The organism is Streptomyces sp. NPDC005263 (assembly GCF_042872365.1).
In the GTDB taxonomy this organism is placed as follows: Bacteria; Actinomycetota; Actinomycetes; order Streptomycetales; family Streptomycetaceae; genus Streptomyces.
Genome location: NZ_JBIAKJ010000001.1, coordinates 1349207 through 1368708, shown reverse-complemented (window position 1 = coordinate 1368708; position 19502 = coordinate 1349207). Strand labels below are relative to the sequence as shown.

The following is a 19502-nucleotide window of genomic DNA, read 5'->3' as shown; positions in this document are numbered from 1 at the left end:
TTTCCGCTCGGTCCGCCACCGACATACCCGCACCCCTCGCCCGTCTCCCAGCCGCACTCGCTGTCGTGGAAGGGTGCGGCGCTCATCGGGCGGCGGGGCGGTCGCGTCGCGGTAGCCGCTCGGCGACCAGTTCGTAGGAGTCCTCGACCGCGTCGGTGATCAGCCGCTCGGTGATACCGGGGCCCGGCCCCAGTGAGATCCAGTGCCTCTTGTCGAGATAGCGGCCCGGGGTGATCGAGGCGTATCCGCGCTCCAGTGCCCGCGCGTGGTCGGGTTCGCACTTGACCGTGATGATCTGTTCGTCCGGGTCGTCGGTGACGATCAGGAACACCTTGCCCGCGACCTTGTACACGTCGAGTGCCGGGGTGAAGGGGTATCCGTGGCTGACGTCGGGGAGGGCCATGGCCGCCTGTCGGGCGGTGTCCTGGAGCCGGTCACCGGCCGCGTTCACCGGGCCGCCCGCGTGCCGGTGCCGTAGGTGCGCGGGTCGACGGGCCGCTCGGCCTTGGGCAGGTGGGCGACGACGAGCAGGTAGGAGTCGGTGACGAGCTCGCTGACAAGCTCCTTGTCGACGCCTTCTCCGCTCTCCAGGGTGATCCAGTGCTTCTTGTTCATGTGGTAGCCGGGGGTGATGTGGCTGTACTGCTCCCGCAGGGCCTGGGCCTCGCCGGGGTCCGCCTTGAGGATCACGACGGGCCGCCCCGGGACTTCGGTCATCAGCATGAACACCTTGCCGCCCACCTTGTAGACCTCCCAGCCCGGGCCGAAGGGATGCTCCAGCCGGGCTCCGGGGAGTTCCTCCGCGCAGTCGGCGGCGGTCGTGTGCAGGGCCGATCCGTTCATGGGGCGTTGCCTTCCTCGGGTGGTGACGGACTGTGGCATCGAAGGATGCGGAGGGCGGCGCGGTCGCGGAGGGCGCACGGTCGCGGCGGTACGTCCCATCCTTCCGCCGAAGCCGACCAGAAGGGCTGTAGGCTGCGGACACGTGATGGTCGACAAGCGACACCCCGACCTGAGTGGAACCCCAACCGGACCGGCTGCGGTTCCGCTCTACGGTTTCCAGCCCCCGGTCGGTACTCCCTACGGCCTCGAGGTCAGTACCGTCGAGGATTTCTTCGCCCAGCACGATGACTGGCCGTGGAACCCGCCCCGTCCGGGCCGTGCCACCTTCCACTACCTCATCGCGGTCACCGAGGGTGAGCTGCGGCACGACGTCGACCACGTCACGCGGACCGTCGCCCCCGGCCAGTGGCTGTGGGTGCGTCCCGGGCACGCACAGCGCTGGCATGCGCCCGGCGCGGCGCGCGGCCCGTTCATCCTGTTCGAACCGGACGTGCTGCGGCCCGACCTCGCCCGTCTCCTGGCCCCGCTCACCGCGCACGGGGCCCCTGCCGTGCTCAGCCCGCACCCCGACGACAGCGTCTGGCTCCAGCAGACGGCACTCCAACTCCTCGACGAACACCGCGCACTGGGGCGCCGCCCCCTCGACATCCACCACGCCCTACGGCGCAGCCTGCTCGAATCGCTGCTGCTGCGCCTGGCCAACTCCCCGGGCATCGCCCCCATCGGCACGGCCACGGCCGGCACCGGCCGCGCCGACAGGTACGGACGCTTCCTGGACGCCTTGGAGCTGCACTTCCGCGAACTGCACCAAGCTGCGGACTACGCCGAGTTGCTCGGCTGCTCGGTCCGCACCCTCAGCCGCGCCGCCCGGGACGCCACCGGCAAGGGAGTACGCGAACTCATCGACGAGCGGCGCCTCCTGGAAGCCCGGCGCCTGCTGGGAGGTGCCCGGTGGGACGCCCGCGCGGTGGCCGTCCACCTGGGCTTCACCGACCCCGCGAACTTCGGCCGCTTCTTCCGCGACCGCACCGGCCTCACCCCGGCCGCCTTCGCCACCCGCGCAGCGAGGACCGACGCATGACGGACAGCCGGCCCGGTTCGCAGATGTGCAAGCACATTGTGGTCACGAAGCGGTTCTTGGGACCGCGAGGTACTGGCGGCCGCCTCGCGATGACGGTGTCCCGATGCTGCTGCGGACGTCGCTACGAGGGCCGACACCTCTTGTCCGAGCCTCCTCACGGGGGCATTCCCCGTGGGTACGTTAGGAGGTACGCTGGTACCCATTTGCAAGGGGTCGGCCTTCCGGCCCGGACGACCACTCGCCGCTTCCGGCGGAGATCCTCATGGGAGACTGCCACGGTGACGGCCCAGACTGACTCGCGTGACCGACGCCCGCGCCGAACAGCGCGCAGGCGGGTCGTCGACACACGCCGACGGGACGAACTGCTGCTCCAGGCTGAGGCGATCATCCTGGCCGAAGGCTTCACCGCGGTGACCATGGACGAGCTCGCCCAACGGCTCGAGTGCTCCAAGGCGACGCTGTACAGCCTCGCCTCCACGAAGGAACAGTTGGTACTGGCGGTGACCCGCACCTTCTTCCGGGATGCGACAGCCGAGATCGAACAGGCTGTGCAGGCCGAGCCGGACCCCAGGCAGCGCATCCGGGTCTACCTCACCGGCGTCGGCACGGCCATGCGCCGCCACTCCCATGCCTTCTACGACGACATGGTCGGCTACGAACCGACGGCGCAGATCTACCGCAAGAACTCTGCCGCGGCGGCACACCGGGTCCACGAACTGATCGAAGAGGGCGTGCAGACCGGCGTCTTCCGCGGGCTCAACGGCCACTTCGCCGCCCACGTCGTAGCGGTCACCATCGACGCGGTCCAGTCTGGGGTCCTTCTGGAGAGGACCGGCCTGACCGCCGGCGACGCCTTCTCCGAGCTCGGTGATCTCCTGCTGGACGGGCTCAGCTCGGGGCAGGGCACATCCGAACCTCCCTCCACCGCTGTCGGCTCCCTCGGGGATCAGGCTTCGGCGCCCAGGTAGAGCCCGGCGGACGTGGTGCACCAGATCCACGATGGCCCGGTGCAGTGCTGCGCGCCGCTGGGCCACACAGTGCAACCCCTCCAGGCCGAGCTTGTTCGCGCACTGGGCCAGCCTGATTCATGACACTCCCGTCCCGTCCGCTCGGGGAATGTTCGAGCAGGGCTGCCGCCGGTCAGGGGGACCTCAGCGCGCTCGAGGGAAAAGCTGCTCGACAGCGGTCACCACTGCGGCGCGGCGGGCGGCGGTGGTGGGGTCCACGGCGTGTGCGGCGGCGGCCTCGCTGAGTTCGGGTTGCGACGCCCAGGTCATGGCGATCTGGTTGACCAGGGCGAGGACGTCGGCCGGGTCCCAGGCGGGGTCGAGCTGTCCGGCCTGTTGCACCTGACGGAGCTGGTCGATTTTGCGGGCGATCACTGCCTGGGCGGGATCGTCGGCATCGGCTGCGGCGCCCGGCAGTTCGAGGCGGCCCCAGGCGATCAGGCGGTGATGGTCCGGACGGGCGACAAAGTAGTCGAACAGGCGGCCCGCGTAGCCAGGGAGGTCGTACGGGTCCATCTGGGTGGCCTCGGCGATGACGAGGTACTCCCGTGCAGCGACGTCGGCATAGAGCGCGTCTTTGCTGCGGAAGTAGGCATAGACGCGTTCTTTGCTGGTCCTGGCGAGCTTGGCGATGCGGTCCACGCGGGCGCCGGCGATGCCATGGGCGGCGAACTCCTCCATGGCAGCGGTAAGGACGCGCTCGCGCGTGGTGTCGCCGGCGGCGGACGCTGCGGTCCGGCCGGAGTCGCGGGACTGGGGCATGGCCCCAGGATAGAGCACCGAACCGTTTGGTTTGGCGGCTGGGCGATCGTCGCATAGAGTCAAACGGAACAGTTCGGTTTGACCTCTGCGGGTGAAGCCGGCGAACCACTCAGGGAGTGAAACTCATGCAGCACCGCAAGCTGGGCTCTCAGGGTCTGCGCGTCTCGGCGCTCGGCCTGGGGACCATGGGCATGTCCATGGCCTACGGCGCCTCGAACGACGACGAGGGCATCGCGACCATCCGCCGCGCCCACGAACTCGGGATCGACTTCTTCGACACCGCCGAGCTGTACGGCGCCGGCACTGGCAGCAACGAGATCCTCCTGGGCAAGGCAGTCAAAGACTTCCGCGACGAGGTGGTCCTTGCCACCAAGTTCGGCTTCGACATGACCGCCCCGGCGAACAGCCCCGCCTTCGACAGCCGCCCGGAAAACATCCGCAAGGTCGCCGAGAACAGCCTGCGCTACCTGCAGAGCGACCACATCGACCTCTTCTACCAGCACATCTCCGACCCCGACATTCCGGTCGAGGAGGTCGCCGGGGTGGTCGGCGAACTGATCGCCGAAGGCAAGGTCAAGTACTTCGGCCTGAGCAACGTCGGCCCCCAGTACATCCGCCGCGCCCACGCCGTCACCCCGGTCTCCGTGCTCCAGTACGAGTACTCGCCCTTCGAGCGGGAGGTCGAGGAGGAGATCCTTCCCGTCCTGCGGGAACTCGGCATCGGCCTGGTGCCCTACTCCCCGCTCGGCCGCGGCTTCCTCACCGGCCAGGTCAAGCCCGCCAGCGAATACCCCGCGGACGACATGCGCAGCTGGGACGAGCGCTGGCAGGGCGAGAACTACACGTACAACCTGCACGCCACCGAACAGCTCAAGAATCTGGCCGACACCAGGGGCATCACCACCGCCCAACTCGCGCTGGCCTGGCTGCTCGCCCAGGGCGAGGACGTCGCGCCCATTCCCGGCACCCGCAGCACCAAGCGCATCGAGGAGAACGCCGGCGCCGCCGACGTCCACCTCTCCGCCGCCGATCTGGCCCGCATCACCGAGATCCTTCCCCACGGCTCGGCAGGCAGCCGCCTCCCGGCCGCCGTACTGTCCAGCTTCACCACAGACTGACCGCGCCGACCCACGCACGGGGTCTGTACGCTCACCGGCCCTGTTTGGTCAGCCGGTTGCGCTCGGCGGGGGCCTCCCCACCGCGCCGCCGTCATTGCGGCGGTGAATCCAGCAGGGGTGTGACGTGGGCCACTTTCGCGCGGATGGCGGCGCGAGCCGCCCGAGGGGAGGTGATGCGGGTGGGGTTCTTGCTGCTGTTCGTGGCGCAGTCCGCGAAGGCTCTCGCGCATCCTGACGCGGGCGGCAGCAGGGAGTGTCAGGAGGGAGCCTCGGTGACCGCCCGGGCCGTCAAGGGATCCATGGACTCAGGAGTGCTCACTGGCGTGCGGGCAGGTTCCCTGTGTACCGTCCCGGCGCGGGTCCTGTGGGGCGCCTGGCTCCCCGGCCGTTCCGCCGTGTTCGTTGGCGGGGGCGCGTTCAGCCGGACTCAGCCGGACTGGTTGAGGGGTGAGTTCTGAGGGTCGGGTGGCGCCATCAGCGACACATCCTCCATGGGAACCTCGCGACCGTCCTCATCGAGGAACCCCACGTGGACGGCCCGGCCCGTGGAGCGGGTCCGCCGGCAGGCGGAGGGACCCGCGGGCCGCGGGCGGTGACGGTCACCCCACTGCTGCAGCGCACCCAGGACGGGCTGAAGTTCGAGCCCGGCCGGCGTGAGATGGTAGCTCTGCCGCGGCCTGCTGCCGGCCTCCTGGTACGTCAGTGTCCGCAGCACTCCGGCGTCGACGAGAACCTTGAGCCGGTCACTGAGCAGGTTCGACGCGATGCCGAGAGAAGACTGAATCTCAGCGAACCGGTGCCTGCCGTAGAGGACCTCACGCAGCACCAGCAGAGTCCACCGCTCGCCGAGTATCTGCAGGCTCCGCTCCATGGAACAGGCCGGCTCGTCATCCATAGGGCCGGACACGTGCCTTCCTGACGGCACAGAACTCACCTCCACATCGACGCCGGGTACTCGTTCCGGTGGCCACATACGCCCCGCAGCCTGCACCGTATAGCTGAGTTTACTATCACTAGCCAGATGGCACGTACGCCTGCCGGGTGGGAGCAGGCGACGGTGAGACGGGCTGCCAGGACGACGGCGAGCCAGTGACCGGCCAAGGAGGCGCAGCCGGGGTATCCGCAGCGGACGCCGTACAGGGGCGGAGCTGCGGGAACAGCGGTCGGCCAGCCATCAGGGGCGGCCGCCTGTTCGTGCGTCTCGAAGCGGTCGTCGAGCATGGGGCAGATCAGAACCTGGTGGCTGAGCGGGGAAAGGCGCGGTCGCGGGCGAGCAGTGCGGTCCCCGCCGCGAGGCCGCCGCCGGCACTGATTCCGGTGATCATGAGCCGCTCGGGGCCGATACCGAGCTCGGCCGCGTTCGTCTCCGCCTTGTCGCGTCCCACGACCAGTTCCTCGAGGACCGGGTCGAAGTGGCCGACTTCTAGGCGTAGTTGTCGAGGTAGCCGCGGTTGTCGACGACGCTCCACCGTTCGTCGGAGGACTTCCGGTTGGCGTTTCTCGTCGCCCAGGTCTCAGTCGTCCAGGACGACGACGTGCTTGCCCGGCGTGGTGCCGGACTCGACGTCGGCCTGGGCGTCACGGACCTGTTCCAGGCCGTGGTAGACCTTCGCGACCGGGACTTGGAGGCGCCCCGCGGCGATGGCCTGGAGCTGGTGGGCGAAGACGTCGGCCGGGAGGTCGGCGGCCTGACCGCCGTAGGACGTCAGCCGCACCCCGTTGGGGATCATGAACGGGGTGAAATCGGGGATCGTCCACTGGCCCGCCAGGGCTCCGGTGAAGCAGACCGTGCCGTGCCGGCGGACGGTGCGGAGGGTGTCGGCGAGGACCGAGCAGCCCACCAGCTCCAGTACGGCGTCGACGCCTTCCGGTATCAGCTCGCTCACCTGGTCGGCGATCGTGCCGTTGTCCACGAGCGGATGGTCGACGCCCGCGGCCCGCAGTTCGCCTGCCCTCTCCGCGCTGCGGGTGGTGGACAGCACGGTGGCTCCGAGGTCCTTCGCGATCGTGGCCGCGCTCAGCCCGACCGTGGAGGTGCCGCCGCGGATCAGCAGCGTCTGCCCGGCCTTGAGGTCCAGGCCGGTGGTCAGCGATCCGTAGGCGGTCTGGAACATCTCCGGAAGCGCACCGACGACCTCCCACGGCAGGCCGGTCTCGAACGGGATGACCTGCGCCGCGGGGACGGTCACGTACTGGGCGTACGCGCCGTCGTACGAGCGGCCCATGCCGCCCATCATCGTGGCCACCTGCTGTCCCGGCCGCAGCGGACTGTTCTCGTCGACGTCATCGACCACGCCGACGCCCTCGATGCCGGGCACACGGGGGTAGGTGACCTCCGCGTCCGACTCGCCCTTGCGGGTGGTGACCTCGGACTCGTTGACGCCGAAGGCCTTCACCCTGATCCGCACCCAGCCGGGCTCGCGTGCGGGCACCGGCACATCCTGGATCTCCAGTGCGTCGAGGCCGCCGGGCCGGGTGACGACGACGGCCCGCATCGTCCCCGGTGCGGTGTCACCGCCTGCTGCTGTCGGTTGGCTCATGTCGGGTTCCTTACTCTGCTCGCCCCTGGTGCGCTGTTCCCGATCGCCCGGTGAAAGGGTCAGGGACGGGCGATGTTCTCGAACAGGTCGAGGACCGCCTGGTAGTGGGCGCTGGGCTCGAAGGGAGGGTTGCCGACACTCCCCGAGGTGGGCCGGTCCGTGACGGCGGGCCACAGGCGGGTCTGCTCGCCGGTGACGAAGTCGAGGACGATGTCGCGGATACGCGTGTCACGGCCGGCCTGTTCGGGGCTGCGGCCCGGCTGTTCCTGGCCGACCAGGGCGTACATCTCGGTGCCGTGCACGGCGGGCGCGCCCTCGGCGGGCCCGATCGCCAGGAGATGGGCGTTGCCGCCCGCGGCGGCGTGGGCCAGAGCGCCGCGGGCTGCGGGGAGCGTGAAGATGTAGTCCGTCAGGGCCGCGGCGCGGACCTCGGCGGCGGTGCGGCCGCCCTGGTCGTAGGTATCGACGATCCTCTTGGCGCGGGAGCGGGGAATGCGCCACCCCGCGAATTCGTCCGTGACGCGGTCGACGGTGTGCGGGTCGAACCGGTCGAGGTCGTTCGCCACCCACCAGCCCATCTCGTCACTGGCCGTGCTCAGGAGTACGTCGATGTCCCGGTGCGAGCCCGAGGCCAGGACGTCCAGGGGGTGGGCGTGCAGCACCCCGCCGGGCTGTCCGGCGTCCAGGACGACGCCGAGGCTCTGGTTGTCCATGCCGCCACGGACTCCGAGATCCGTCGGGCAGACCTTGCGCAGGGCGGCCACCAGGGAGGCCACGTCGAGATCGATCAGCTTGTCGGGGTTGCCCGCGACACCGAGTTCGGTGACGAACCGCTCCGCGAGCTCCTCGGCCCACCAGGCCGGGACGAGACGCGAGGGCGCGCCGGAGAACCCGGCCAACCGCCGGTACAGGCCGTCCGCGGAGGAGGCCCCGAGCAGCCCGAGGGCGGAGTAGGCGCCGGCGCTGTGGCCGAAGACGGTGACGTTGTCAGGGTCGCCACCGAAGGCGGCGATGTTCTGCTTGATCCAGGTGAGCGCGGCGATGACGTCCTGCAGGCCCAGATTGCTGGCCTCGGCGAGCCGTCCGCCGTACTGCGACAGCGAGAGAGCGCCCAGCGCGCCGAGCCGGTAGTTGACCGACACACCCACCACGCGCCCCGTCGCGGCGAGACCGGCGGCGTTCGAGGTGGTCTGCGTGTTCGCGCCGAACTCGAATCCGCCGCCGTGGATGTACACGGCCACCGGGAGAGCCGTCCCGGCCGACTCCTCCGGAGCCCACACGTTGAGGTTCAGGCAGTCCTCGCCCATCCCGCTGTCCGCTTCGAGCCAGTCGCCGCTGTCGGGCTGGACAGAGACGACGCCCTTGCGGTCATAGGGGCGATCCGGATCGAAGTCCGCGACCACGGGGCTGCGGTATCGCTCGGCGGTGGCGAACGGGATTCCCCACCAGGACCGCACCCCTGGTGCAGTCGGAGCCTTGGGCGCGGTTGCGGTCATGGCGTGAGATTCCTTCCGGTGCGGTGAGGGCGTTTCGCGCGGCGTGTCGGCGGCTGATCGCTCGCGGTGACGCTCACCAAGCATTCCCTGGACTCCGGTAGATCGCCGGGCGGACAGCGGTCAGCCGGTGGTCATCAGGTGACACTTCGGCAGCCAAGATCTCGGTGCGGGCCATGAACTTCTTCTGCGTGGCCGACGGCCGGATCGTCGGCGAACGGCGCCAGTTCGACCTCCTCGGGGTGAAGCGGCAGATCGGTGCCGTACCGGCGGTCGTGAACCTCGTAGCGCCGGGTGAGCCTTCTGTCGTGCGGGATTGCCGCTGCCGGGGGAGGGGCCCGTACGGCGCGGTGTCATGGTCGCGGCCATCCCTCGCTCCAGTGTCCTGACACCTCCCGTACCGACGACTTTCACATCAGCGCCACCAGACCCTTCACAGACGTTTGGTGGGCTTGGGAAGCTCGCACCGCGCGCATCCGCTCAACTCACGTTCCGGCCATCCGCGGCTCAGGATGAGAGGCACCCAGCCATGCCCGAAGTCAACCGGCGCAGATTCCTCCAGCTCGGGGGCGCCACCACGGCGTTGACCGCGCTGTCGAACAGCATCCAGCGCGCAGCTGCCCTCCCGGCGAACCACCGCACGGGGTCCATCGAGGACGTGGAGCACATCGTCGTCCTGATGCAGGAGAACCGCTCCTTCGACCACTACTTCGGCTCGCTGCGGGGCGTCCGCGGCTTCGGCGACCCGCGCCCGGTGACCCGGCCCGACGGCAAGACGGTGTGGCACCAGTCGGACGGCACCAAGGACGTCCTGCCGTTCCACCCGGACGCCGACGACCTGGGCCTGGCCTTCATCCAGGACCTCCCGCACGGCTGGAACGACGGCCACGCCGCCTTCGACGGGGGCGCGTACGACAAGTGGGTGCCCAGCAAGGGCGCCACGACCATGGCGTACCTGAACCGTGGGGACATCCCGTTCCACTACGCGCTCGCCGACTCCTTCACCATCTGCGACGCGTACCACTGCTCCTTCATCGGCTCGACCGACCCGAACCGCTACTACATGTGGACGGGCTACACGGGCAACGACGGCCAGGGCGGCGGCCCCGTCCTGGGCAACGACGAGGTCGGCTACGGCTGGACCACCTACCCCGAGCGCCTGGAGAAGGCCGGGGTGTCCTGGAAGATCTACCAGGACGTCGGTGACGGCCTCGACGCGAACGGCTCCTGGGGCTGGATCCAGGACGCCTACCGCGGCAACTACGGCGACAACTCGCTCCTCTACTTCAACCAGTACCGGAACGCGAAGCCCGGCGACCCGCTGTACGACAAGGCCCGCACCGGCACCGACGCGCGCAAGGGCGAGGGCTTCTTCGACCAGCTGAAGGCCGACGTGAAGGGCGGCAAGCTGCCGAAGATCTCCTGGATCGTCGCCCCCGAGGCCTTCACCGAGCACCCCAACTGGCCCGCGAACTACGGTGCCTGGTACATCGCCCAGGTCCTGGACGCGCTGACCGCCGACCCGACGGTGTGGGCGAAGACGGCCCTGTTCATCACCTACGACGAGAACGACGGCTTCTTCGACCACCTGATCCCGCCGTTCCCGCCCGCCTCCGCCGCGCAGGGCAAGTCCACGGTCGACGCCGGCCTCGACCTCTTCAAGGGCGACAGCGCCCATGTGGCCGGGCCGTACGGTCTCGGCCAGCGGGTGCCGATGCTCGTGGTCTCGCCCTGGAGCAAGGGCGGTTACGTCTGCTCCGAGACGCTCGACCACACCTCGATCATCCGGTTCATGGAGCGCCGCTTCGGGGTGCACGAGCCGAACATCTCGCCCTGGCGGCGGGCCGTCTGCGGTGACCTGAGCGCCGCGTTCGACTTCTCCCGCACGGACACCCGCCCGGTCGCGCTCCCGGACACCGACGGCTACCAGCCGCCGGACCGCGCGCGCCACCCCGACTACGTGCCGACGCCGCCCGCGAACCCGGCGCTGCCCCGGCAGGAGCGCGGCCTGCGCCCCGCCCGCCCGCTCAAGTACACGCCCCGGGTGGACGGTTCGGTGGACCCGGCGAACGGGAAGTTCACCCTCACCTTCGCCTCCGGGCCGAAGGCGGGCGCCGCGTTCCTGGTCACCTCCGGCAACCGCACCGACGGTCCGTGGAGTTACACCACCGAGGCCGGCAAGAGCGTGTCGGACACCTGGAACTCGGCGTACTCGAAGGGGTCGTACGACCTGACCGTGCACGGTCCGAACGGTTTCCTGCGCGCCTTCAAGGGGGCCAACAAGGCGGTGGGGCCCGAGGTCACCGCGCGCCACACCGGCGACGACGTCGAGCTGACCTTCACCAACAAGGGCTCCGGCACGGTGCGGTTGAAGGTCACCGACGGTTACGGCGGCCGGGCCAGGACCTTCACCGTGCGGGCCGGGGCCACCGTGAAGCACACCTTCGACCTCGCGGCGAGCAGACGCTGGTACGACCTGACCGTCAACTCCGAGACAGACTCGGCCTTTGTGCGGCGGTTTGCCGGACATGTCGAGAACGGGCGCCCGGGGGTCAGCGACCCGGCCATCACGACGGAGTAAAGCCTCCGCGCCAAGGTCTGCCGGGGCTGGCCGGAAAACGTTGGTCCCGGGGTAATGTGCCCCGGTGACCACGCAATCGAACACTCCTGCAGGCTGGTACCCGGATCCGCACGGGGCGCCTCAGACGCTCCGTTACTGGGACGGCGCCCAGTGGACCCAGCACACCAACCCGGACCAGCAGGCGGCGCAGGGCAAGCCGACGCAACAGGCGGCGCCTCAGATGCCGCAGCAGCAGGCGGGTCCGGACCCGCGTGTGCAGCGACAGGTGCAGCAGCAGGCCGGGGTCGCGGCGAGCGGCCCCGGCGGTGGGACCCTGTTCAGCGAGCCGGTGCTGGTGGTGAACCAGAAGGCCAAGCTGATCGAGGTGACCAACGAGTACAAGGTCATGGATCAGAACGGCAACCAGCTCGGCTCGGTCGTCCAGGTCGGGCAGAGCATGCTCAAGAAGATCCTGCGCTTCGTCGCCAGCATCGACCAGTTCCTCACCCACAAGCTGGAGATCCGCGACGCCCACGGTCAGCCCGTGCTGCTGCTGACCCGGCCCGCGAAGTTCCTCAAGTCGCGGGTCGTCGTGCAGCGTCCGGACGGTTCGCCGGTGGGTGAGATCGTCCAGCAGAACATGATCGGCAAGATCAACTTCGCGATGAACGTCAACGGGCAGCAGGTCGGCGCCATCAAGGCGGAGAACTGGCGGGCCTGGAACTTCGCGATCGTCGACCACACCGAGAACGAGGTCGCCCGGATCACCAAGACCTGGGAAGGCCTCGCCAAGACGATGTTCACCACCGCGGACAACTACGTCCTGCAGATCCACTACCAGCTGCCCGAGCCGCTGCTGAGCCTGGTCGTGGCGACGGCGTTGACCGTCGACACGGCGCTCAAGCAGGACTCGCGCGGACTCGGCTGATCCTGTCGCCGTGCGGGCCCTGTCGCCCTACGGGCCCCGTCGCCCTGCGGAACCCGGCAGCCTGCCGAACTCGTCGCCCGGCCGCACCTTTCGCGCTTGGTTCGATGCCCGGCCGGGCCCGGCGTTTCGGCAGGGCCGGTCCCCGGCCGGGCGACCGGGCCCGTCGTAGCGATGGTCACAAAGGTGTGAGGTGTCCCGGCGTCGTCGGCCGGGGCACCAGCGCCGGTTCGGCCGTCGCCGTCGCCGGCTCCAGCCGCAGCACCGCCGCCACGGGGTGGTCGTCCATGGAGTGGTCGTCCACCGGCGGGGCGTCCACCGCGGCAGTCGGCGTCGCCCGGGTGAGCAGTACCACGCCCCACGACGCGAGTCCCGCTCCCGCGAGTGCGAGGAGCACACCCGCCGTGCCGCCCTGGAGCCGCTCGCCGAGCAGGGTCAGCCCGATCACCGCGGCGGCCGTCGGATTGGCCAGGGTCACCATCGCGAGCGGGGCGCCGAGGCCGCCCCGGTAGGCGGTCTGCGACAGCAGCAGTCCGCAGGTCGCGAAGGCGGCGACCAGCAGCGCGACTCCGATCACCTGCACGCCGAACAGCGACCCGGTGCGGTCCGTCACGGCCACCGTCACCGTCTGGGTGAGCGCCGAGGCGACTCCGGACGCGAAGCCGGAGGCGCTCGCGTGCCGAAGGCCGGGACGGGCACCCGGCCGCGCCAGCACACCGATCAGGGCCGCCGTCACGCCCGCGACCGCCAGCGCCTCGCGCACGCTCAGCACGCCCTCCGGGGCGGGCCCGGACGCCGTGACCAGGATCGCGGACAGGCCGACCAGGGTGAGCGCGGTGCCCCGCCACTCCACCGCGGCGACCCGCCGTCCCGCGACGCGCGCCCCCAGCGGCACCGCCGCGACCAGGGTCAGCGCCCCCAGCGGCTGGACCACGGTCAGCGGACCGTACTTGAGGGCGACCACGTGCAGCAGCGCGGCCCCCGCGTTGAGCCCGACCGACCACCACCAGGCGCCCGAGCCCAGCATCCGCAGCAGGCCCGAGCCGGGGTTGCGGGAGGCCAGCCGTTCCTGGGCGACGGCCGCGGCGGCATAGGCGACGGCGGAGAACAAGGACAGCGCGACGGCGAGCAGGGTGGCGTTCATCGGCCCGCTCCGACCAGGACGTTCTCATCGGCCGGTACGAGTGTCCGGTGGGCACGTCCGGCGGTCGTGGCCGTCCGGTGCGGCAGGTGGATCACCGCGAGCGCGAGAGCGAGCAGGGCACCGGCCGCGATCGCGTCGAGCCAGTAGTGGTTCGCCGTGCCGACGATCACCAGCAGGGTCAGCAGCGGGTGCAGCAGCCACAGCCACCGCCAGCGCGACCGGGTCGCCACGATCAGGCCGATCGCCACCATCAGCGCCCAGCCGAAGTGCAGCGACGGCATCGCCGCGAACTGGTTCGACAGGTGGTCGGTCCGCGGCGGGCCGTACACCGAGGGGCCGTATATCCGGGCGGTGTCCACCAGACCGGTCGCGGCCAGCATGCGCGGCGGGGCGAGCGGGAACACCAGGTGCGTGACGAGGGCCGCGGCGGTCAGCGCGGCCAGGACGCGGCGCGCCCACACATAGTGCGCCGGGCGGCGCAGATACAGCCAGACCAGGAAGGCCACGGTGGCCGGGAAGTGCACGGTCGCGTAATAGGTGTTCGCGACGCGCGCGAGTGTGTCGCCGTGCAGCAGCAGGGACTGGACCGAGCCCTCGCCGGGCAGGTGGACGGCCCGCTCCAGGTTCCACACCCGGTGCGCGTCGCGGAAGGCCTCTGCGGTGTGGCCCGTCGCCAGTTGCCGGCCGAACTTGTAGACGAGGAAGAGCCCTGCGACGAGCAGGAGCTCACGGACGAGCGGCGGCCGGGTGGTTGCGTCCGGTCGCGCTTCTACAGGCTCGGTGCGGGCGTTCATCCCCCGGCCCCTTCGCTGACGGTGGTGCGAGTGCCGTGCCGTATGAACGCTCACGCGTCCAGCACGGACACTCATCGATACGGGTGCGTACCGAAACGATAGTGTACCGAAACGTGAGTGTACCGATACGGTCGTGTACCGGTACACTGGCGTATCGATGACGTACGACACACTGGAACGCGAGCCCTGAGCCGCTCGACCCCAGCGAGGAGACGAACAGATGACGTCGCAGGCCGCGGACGAACCTGAGACGGTTGCCGCGTCGCGCCGCTCCAAGATCACGCCCGAGCGTGAGCGGGAGTTCTTCGACGCTGTCCTCGAACAGATCCGGGAGTGCGGGTACGACTCCCTGAGCATGGAGGCCGTCGCCGCCAGCACCCGATGCAGCAAGTCGACGCTGTACCGGCAGTGGCGGACCAAGCCCCAGTTCGTGGCGGCGGCACTGCGCGCCAACCGTCGGATGCGCTTCACCGGCATCGACACCGGTTCGCTCGCCGAGGACCTGCGCGAGGCGGCCCGGACCGCGGGCGCCCGGTCGACGAACGACACCAAGCTGGTCCACGCCCTCGGCCATGCCGTCACCCAGGACGACGAGCTGGCTCAGGCGCTGCGCGAGGCGCTCGTGGAGCCGGAGCTCGCCGCGCTGCGCGAGATCCTCCGGCGGGGCGTCGAGCGGGGCGAGGTCGCCGCGGACCATCCGGCGCTGGAGTACGTCCCGACGCAGATGTTCGGCGTCACGCGCGCCCGGCACGTCCTGGAGGGAAAGTACGCGGACGAGGACTACATGGTCCGCTTCGTGGAGGCCGCGGTGCTGCCCGCGCTGGGCCTGTCCGGCGGATCAGGCGGCGGTGAGGCGACGTCGGCCACGTCGACCGGGCAACCCGCGCCCGGGGCCTGACCCCCGGGGCCTGACCCCCTGGGCCCGCCCCGGGGTGCCTCGGATCCAGGCACCCGGCAGACCCGCCGGCCACCTGAGGGTCCGGATCACCGAAGACCCAGGCCGCCGTCCATGGGATGACTGGGCGGTGACCTGCTCGCGCCGCACCGTGGGGACGGGGGCGGCGCGCACCCCGGCCGGGTGGGGCTCCTCTTTGAGCGGAGGGGAGCTCCATCCGGCCTTCTGGTCGCAGGGGTTCCGGCGACAGGGCCCCCGTCCGCCCAGTCCTCGGGAACGGTCAGACGTTCTGGCCGCTGCCGCCGCCCTTCGACACCTTGATGCCCTTGGTGACCTGGTCGAGGACGGCCTGTGTCTGCTCGACGTCGACACCGAAGCGGACCACGACGAGCTGCTGGGCGTTGGCGGGGGAGGGGAAGACCAGCGACTGGACGTACCCGTCGGAGCCCTTGCTCGTGACCGCCTTCCAGCGGACCAGGTAGCCCTTCTGCCCGGCCACCGTCACCGCCTCGGAGGCCAGCACGTCATGCGAGGTGATCTTGCCGTAGCCCGAGCCGTAGGACTCCTTGGCGTTGGCCGAGATGTCGGCCTTCGCCACCTCCTCCGGTGTGCTCCCCTTGGTGCCGAGCGCCAGCGCGGGCGCGGAGTACGCGCCGCCCTTCGTGCACTTCTGGGAGGTGTCGCCGGGGCAGTCGTAGGAGTCCTTCGAGGTGAGCTGCGCGCCGACCGAGATCTCCTGGCCGTACCAGCCCTTCGGGATCGGCAGACTGATCCCGTCGATCGCGTCGGTCACCGAGCCGCTTTCGATCTTCGGCGCCTCGGACTTGCCGGGCCCGGGCGACTCGTCGGGTCGGGGCGACTGGCCGCCGGACCCACCGGACCCGCCGGACCCGCCCGGCCCGCCGAAGGGGCCGCCCGAACTGCCCGGCCCCGGCCGCGAGTCGGCGGTGTCGGCGGCCCGGCTGTCGCCGCTGGACAGGGCGTACACGCCCACGCCTATACAGGCCAGGACCACGGCGGCGGCGCCCACCGCGATACCGGTGCGCAGCCCGCGCCGCGAGCCGCTCGGAGGCTGGGCCGGGTACCCCGGGTAGCCGGGATGTGCCGGGTACGGTCCCGGGGCCGGTGCCTGTGGCGGCCCCCATGCGGCGGCCGATCCCGTGGGACGGGTCTGGTCCGTCCATGCCTTACCGTCCCACCAGCGTTCGGTGGCGGGAGCGTCATCTGTCTGCCCGGGGTCGGGATACCAGCCGGGAGGAGTCGCCTGCGTCATGCCCCCACCGTATGAGTACTCGGTGAAAGAGGGATGAGAGGGATCACGGTCGGCCCGTTCCGATCGGTGTCAGTCCGGTACGCGTGGCATCCGCAGACAGCACGACCAGGAACCTGTGACCCGCCGCCGCCCGGCCCGTGATCCGTCCGGCGCCCGCGGTGACGGCCCCATGCCACCGCCCCGCCCCGAGCATTTCTGACTACCGGTCAGGTTTCATGAGGGCTGGTCAAGGGCAAGACGCGTCGACCGCCGTACCCGACGTCACCCGTCACGGCAACAGGTACCCGGACCCGCCTCCGCTTCGGCAGCCGGACGGCTACGCTCGAGTTCTGTACGCCGTTCGGGCGACTTTGGGGAGGTAGGGGGATGACGGAGGTACAGCCCACGACGGCCGCCTCGGCAGCCCTGTGGGAGCGCGACGCGGAAGTCGACTCCGTCGTACGGGCGGTGCGCGCCCTGTGCGCGGACAGCGCTTCCTCGGGCAGCCTGCTGGTGATCAGGGGCGAGGCCGGCTTCGGCAAGACGGCCCTGCTCGCCGAGACCCGCCGCATCGCCGAACGGCTCGGCTGCACGGTGTGGTCGGCCCGCGGCGGTGAGACACTCCGGTCCGTCCCCTTCAACGTCGTACGGCAGCTCCTTCAGCCCGCCCTGGTGTCGCTGATGCCGGAGGAGATACGCGAGTACCTCGGCGACTGGTACGACATCGCCGGCCCCGCCCTCGGTCTCACCGAGCCCGGCGAGCGGCAGGCCGACCCGCAGAACGTGACCGACGGACTGGTCGCCGCGGTGTGCCGGCTGGCCCGGCGCGACTGGCCGCTGGTGCTGCTGATCGACGACGCGCACTGGGCCGACCAGGAGACCCTGCGCTGGCTCGCCGCCTTCACCGAGCGCCTCGACGACCTGTCCGTGCTGGTCGTGATGGCCCGCCGCACCGGAGAGGCCACCGGCGAGAGCGCCCGGCTCCTCGACGCCGTCGCCGCCACCGCGGACGCCCCCGCCACCACCCTGAGCGCCCTCACCCCGCAGGCGACCGCCGGCCTCACCCGCGCCACCCTCGGCGACCACGCCGACGCCCCCTTCTGCCGCGAGGTGTGGGCCGTCACCGACGGCAACCCGTACGAGACCGTCGAACTCCTCGCCAAGGTGCGCGACAGCGGACTGCAACCCTCCGAGGGCGCGGCCGGCGAACTGCGCGCCCTGAACCGCGCGGCCCGCGGCGGCGGTCTCGTCGCCCGCCTGGAGGAACTCGGCATCGACGCGACCCGGTTCGCCTGGGCGGCGGCGATCCTCGGCACCGACATCTCCGTCGGCCTGGTGGCCAGGCTCGCCACCCTGAGCCGCGCCGAGGCGGAGCGCTGTGCCGAACTGCTGTGCAGCGCCCGCATCCTGACCCCGTCCGACCCGGCGAACGCCCAGGCGGACGACGGCGACCTGGAGTTCGTCCACCCGCTGATCGCCACCGCGGTCTACGACTCCATCCCGCCCGCCCTGTGCACCGCGATGCACGGCATCGCCGCCCAGGTCGTCACCGACTCCGGGCGCGGCGCGGCGGCCGCCGCCCGGCACCTCCTCCAGGTCCACCCGGACGACGACGAGGAACTCGTGGAGCAGCTGCGCGAGGCCGCCCGCGACCACCTCGCCGTCGGCGCCCCCGACGCGGCCCGCCGCTGCCTCGAACGCGCCCTGCTGGAACCCCCGTCGCCCGAGGTCCACGCGCACGTGCTCTACGAACTGGGCTGCGCCACCCTGCTGACCGCGCCCGCCCGGACCATCGACCACCTCCAGTCCGCGCTAGCCATGCCGGGCCTGGACGGCGCCGAACGCGTCGACGCCGTCTTCCGCCTCTCCCAGGCACTGCTGCACAACGACCAGCTGGAAGAGGCCGTCCGCACGGTCGAGACGGAGGCCGCCCGGCAGGCACCCGGGCCCGCCCGGATGCGGCTGCAGGCCGTGCAGTACATGTGGGAGGGCATCCACGCGGGCGAGACGGTCTCCCCGGGACGCTCGCAGCGACTCGCCGAACTCGCCCGGACCTGCGCCGGCCGGGACAACGCCGAGCGTGCCCTGCTCATCCTGCGCGGCTTCGACGCCATGACCCACGGGGAGAACGCCGAGGAGATCGTCGAACTGTCCGACCGTGCCCTGGTCAACGGCCTGCTCGCACCCGGCCTCGGCTGGACGGACACCGAGTGGGGCGTCGAACTCCCCATGATGCTGGCCTCCTCGTACGCCTACACCGACCGGCTCGACCGCGCCGAGAGCCTGTTCAACCAGGCCCTGCGCGCCTACGAGTCGTCCGGCTGGAGCGGCGGCCACCTCGCCCTGGCGCACGCCTACGTCGGTCTCGGACACCGCAGGCGAGGGCGGCTCAGGGAGGCGGAGGCGTCCCTGCGCGAGTCGCTGCGCATCGCCGAACGCGTCGGCCGCGGGCTGCCGCTGTACTGGTCGGCGACCTGCAACCTGGTCGACACGCTGCTCGCCCGTGGCCATGTCGACGAGGCCTGGTCGATCGCCGAGCAGTACGGCTTCGCTCCGCCGTACCCGTCCACCATCGTGCTGCCCGACCCCCGCTCGGTACGCGGCCGTCTCCTGCTCGCGGTCGGCCGCACCAAGGACGGCGTCAACGAACTGGAGGCCGCCGAGAAGGCCGCGGCCGCGCGCGGCCACCACAACCCGGTACTGGTCCCCTGGGCCGTCGACCTCGCCCGCGCCCTCGCCGTGGAGGACCCGAGCCGTGCCGCGCGGCTCGCCGCCGACGCCCGCCGGCACGCCGAGCGCTTCGGCACGGACACCGCCATAGGCGAGGCCCTGCGCTGTGCGGCGGCCCTGGAGACCGGTCAGCGCGCGGTCCGGCTGGCCGGGCAGGCCGTCGCCTATCTGGAGGCCTCGCCCTGCCAGTACGAACACGCCGCGGCCCGGGTCGAGTACGGCGTCCTGTCCCGCTCGGTCACCGAACTCAACCGGGGCCTGGCGCTGGCGCTCTCCTGCGGGGCGGACGGACTGGCGGACCGGGCGAGCGCGGCGCTGGAGGACGTGCGCGGGCCGCGATAGTCCGGGCCCGCCCCAG

The 19502-nt window shown here is 71.0% G+C and carries 17 protein-coding genes; 7 read left to right on the top strand and 10 right to left on the bottom strand.

Annotated elements, in window-relative coordinates; all coding sequences use genetic code 11:
* Positions 1 to 82 precede the first annotated feature (82 nt).
* Both ACFYRY_RS06215 and ACFYRY_RS06210 read right to left on the bottom strand, forming a co-directional pair.
* Complete coding sequence (locus ACFYRY_RS06215) at positions 83 to 451, bottom strand: MmcQ/YjbR family DNA-binding protein (RefSeq protein ID WP_389140568.1); 369 nt, start codon at positions 449 to 451, stop codon at positions 83 to 85.
* Complete coding sequence (locus tag ACFYRY_RS06210; protein ID WP_389140566.1) at positions 448 to 843, bottom strand: MmcQ/YjbR family DNA-binding protein; 396 nt, start codon at positions 841 to 843, stop codon at positions 448 to 450. Before ACFYRY_RS06210 ends, ACFYRY_RS06215 begins: the two co-directional genes overlap by 4 nt.
* Positions 844 to 985: 142 nt before the next feature.
* Here ACFYRY_RS06210 and ACFYRY_RS06205 point away from each other — a divergent pair, with 142 nt between their 5' ends.
* Both ACFYRY_RS06205 and ACFYRY_RS06200 read left to right on the top strand, forming a co-directional pair.
* Complete coding sequence (locus ACFYRY_RS06205; RefSeq protein WP_389140564.1) at positions 986 to 1924, top strand: helix-turn-helix domain-containing protein; 939 nt, start codon at positions 986 to 988, stop codon at positions 1922 to 1924.
* A gap of 278 nt (positions 1925 to 2202) precedes the next feature.
* The gene (locus tag ACFYRY_RS06200) at positions 2203 to 2892 is read left to right on the top strand and encodes a TetR/AcrR family transcriptional regulator (RefSeq protein ID WP_389140562.1); all 690 of its coding nucleotides are present in this window, start codon (positions 2203 to 2205) and stop codon (positions 2890 to 2892) included.
* Positions 2893 to 3075: 183 nt separating this feature from the next.
* On the opposite strand, the gene ACFYRY_RS06195 is transcribed toward ACFYRY_RS06200, so the two are convergent.
* Complete coding sequence (locus ACFYRY_RS06195; RefSeq protein WP_389140560.1) at positions 3076 to 3693, bottom strand: TetR family transcriptional regulator; 618 nt, start codon at positions 3691 to 3693, stop codon at positions 3076 to 3078.
* Between the two features lie 125 nt (positions 3694 to 3818).
* Between ACFYRY_RS06195 and ACFYRY_RS06190 the strand changes: the two genes are divergently transcribed.
* Positions 3819 to 4811 (top strand): aldo/keto reductase, encoded by a 993-nt coding sequence (locus tag ACFYRY_RS06190; RefSeq protein ID WP_389140558.1) that lies wholly within the window; start codon positions 3819 to 3821, stop codon positions 4809 to 4811.
* A 427-nt stretch (positions 4812 to 5238) separates the two neighbouring features.
* Here ACFYRY_RS06190 and ACFYRY_RS06185 read toward each other — a convergent pair whose 3' ends face one another.
* The 4 genes from ACFYRY_RS06185 to ACFYRY_RS06170 all read right to left on the bottom strand — a co-directional run bounded on the left by ACFYRY_RS06185 (position 5239) and on the right by ACFYRY_RS06170 (position 8847).
* Positions 5239 to 5718, bottom strand: a complete 480-nt coding sequence (locus ACFYRY_RS06185; RefSeq protein ID WP_389140556.1) for a winged helix-turn-helix transcriptional regulator — start codon at positions 5716 to 5718, stop codon at positions 5239 to 5241.
* A gap of 322 nt (positions 5719 to 6040) precedes the next feature.
* Positions 6041 to 6196, bottom strand: a complete 156-nt coding sequence (locus tag ACFYRY_RS06180; RefSeq protein ID WP_389140554.1) for an alpha/beta hydrolase fold domain-containing protein — start codon at positions 6194 to 6196, stop codon at positions 6041 to 6043.
* 129 nt (positions 6197 to 6325) lie between these two features.
* Positions 6326 to 7351 carry an alcohol dehydrogenase catalytic domain-containing protein gene (locus tag ACFYRY_RS06175; RefSeq protein ID WP_389140552.1) on the bottom strand — a complete coding sequence of 342 codons (1026 nt, stop codon included), beginning with the start codon at positions 7349 to 7351 and terminating at the stop codon, positions 6326 to 6328.
* Positions 7352 to 7410: 59 nt separating this feature from the next.
* Entirely contained in the window at positions 7411 to 8847 is a 1437-nt protein-coding gene (locus ACFYRY_RS06170; protein ID WP_389140550.1) for a carboxylesterase family protein, read from the bottom strand.
* 526 nt (positions 8848 to 9373) lie between these two features.
* On the opposite strand from ACFYRY_RS06170, the gene ACFYRY_RS06165 reads away from it, so the two are divergent.
* Positions 9374 to 11425 carry a phosphocholine-specific phospholipase C gene (locus ACFYRY_RS06165; protein WP_389140548.1) on the top strand — a complete coding sequence of 684 codons (2052 nt, stop codon included), beginning with the start codon at positions 9374 to 9376 and terminating at the stop codon, positions 11423 to 11425.
* Positions 11426 to 11489: 64 nt separating this feature from the next.
* On the top strand, positions 11490 to 12332 hold the full coding sequence (locus tag ACFYRY_RS06160; protein ID WP_389140546.1) for a phospholipid scramblase-related protein: 843 nt from the start codon (positions 11490 to 11492) through the stop codon (positions 12330 to 12332).
* A gap of 175 nt (positions 12333 to 12507) precedes the next feature.
* Here ACFYRY_RS06160 and ACFYRY_RS06155 read toward each other — a convergent pair whose 3' ends face one another.
* Both ACFYRY_RS06155 and ACFYRY_RS06150 read right to left on the bottom strand, forming a co-directional pair.
* Positions 12508 to 13473, bottom strand: coding sequence for a hypothetical protein (locus ACFYRY_RS06155; RefSeq protein WP_389140544.1), 966 nt, complete (start codon positions 13471 to 13473; stop codon positions 12508 to 12510).
* On the bottom strand, positions 13470 to 14267 hold the full coding sequence (locus tag ACFYRY_RS06150) for a phosphatase PAP2 family protein (protein ID WP_389140542.1): 798 nt from the start codon (positions 14265 to 14267) through the stop codon (positions 13470 to 13472). Before ACFYRY_RS06150 ends, ACFYRY_RS06155 begins: the two co-directional genes overlap by 4 nt.
* 220 nt (positions 14268 to 14487) lie before the next feature.
* On the opposite strand from ACFYRY_RS06150, the gene ACFYRY_RS06145 reads away from it, so the two are divergent.
* Positions 14488 to 15165 (top strand): TetR/AcrR family transcriptional regulator C-terminal ligand-binding domain-containing protein, encoded by a 678-nt coding sequence (locus tag ACFYRY_RS06145; RefSeq protein ID WP_389140540.1) that lies wholly within the window; start codon positions 14488 to 14490, stop codon positions 15163 to 15165.
* 277 nt (positions 15166 to 15442) lie between these two features.
* Here the strand turns inward: ACFYRY_RS06145 and ACFYRY_RS06140 are convergent, their stop codons facing one another.
* Positions 15443 to 16435: a DUF2510 domain-containing protein gene (locus ACFYRY_RS06140; RefSeq protein ID WP_389140538.1), complete on the bottom strand. Its 993-nt coding sequence runs from the start codon at positions 16433 to 16435 to the stop codon at positions 15443 to 15445.
* A gap of 366 nt (positions 16436 to 16801) precedes the next feature.
* Here ACFYRY_RS06140 and ACFYRY_RS06135 point away from each other — a divergent pair, with 366 nt between their 5' ends.
* The gene (locus ACFYRY_RS06135; RefSeq protein WP_389140536.1) at positions 16802 to 19486 is read left to right on the top strand and encodes an ATP-binding protein; all 2685 of its coding nucleotides are present in this window, start codon (positions 16802 to 16804) and stop codon (positions 19484 to 19486) included.
* Positions 19487 to 19502: the final 16 nt, after the last annotated feature.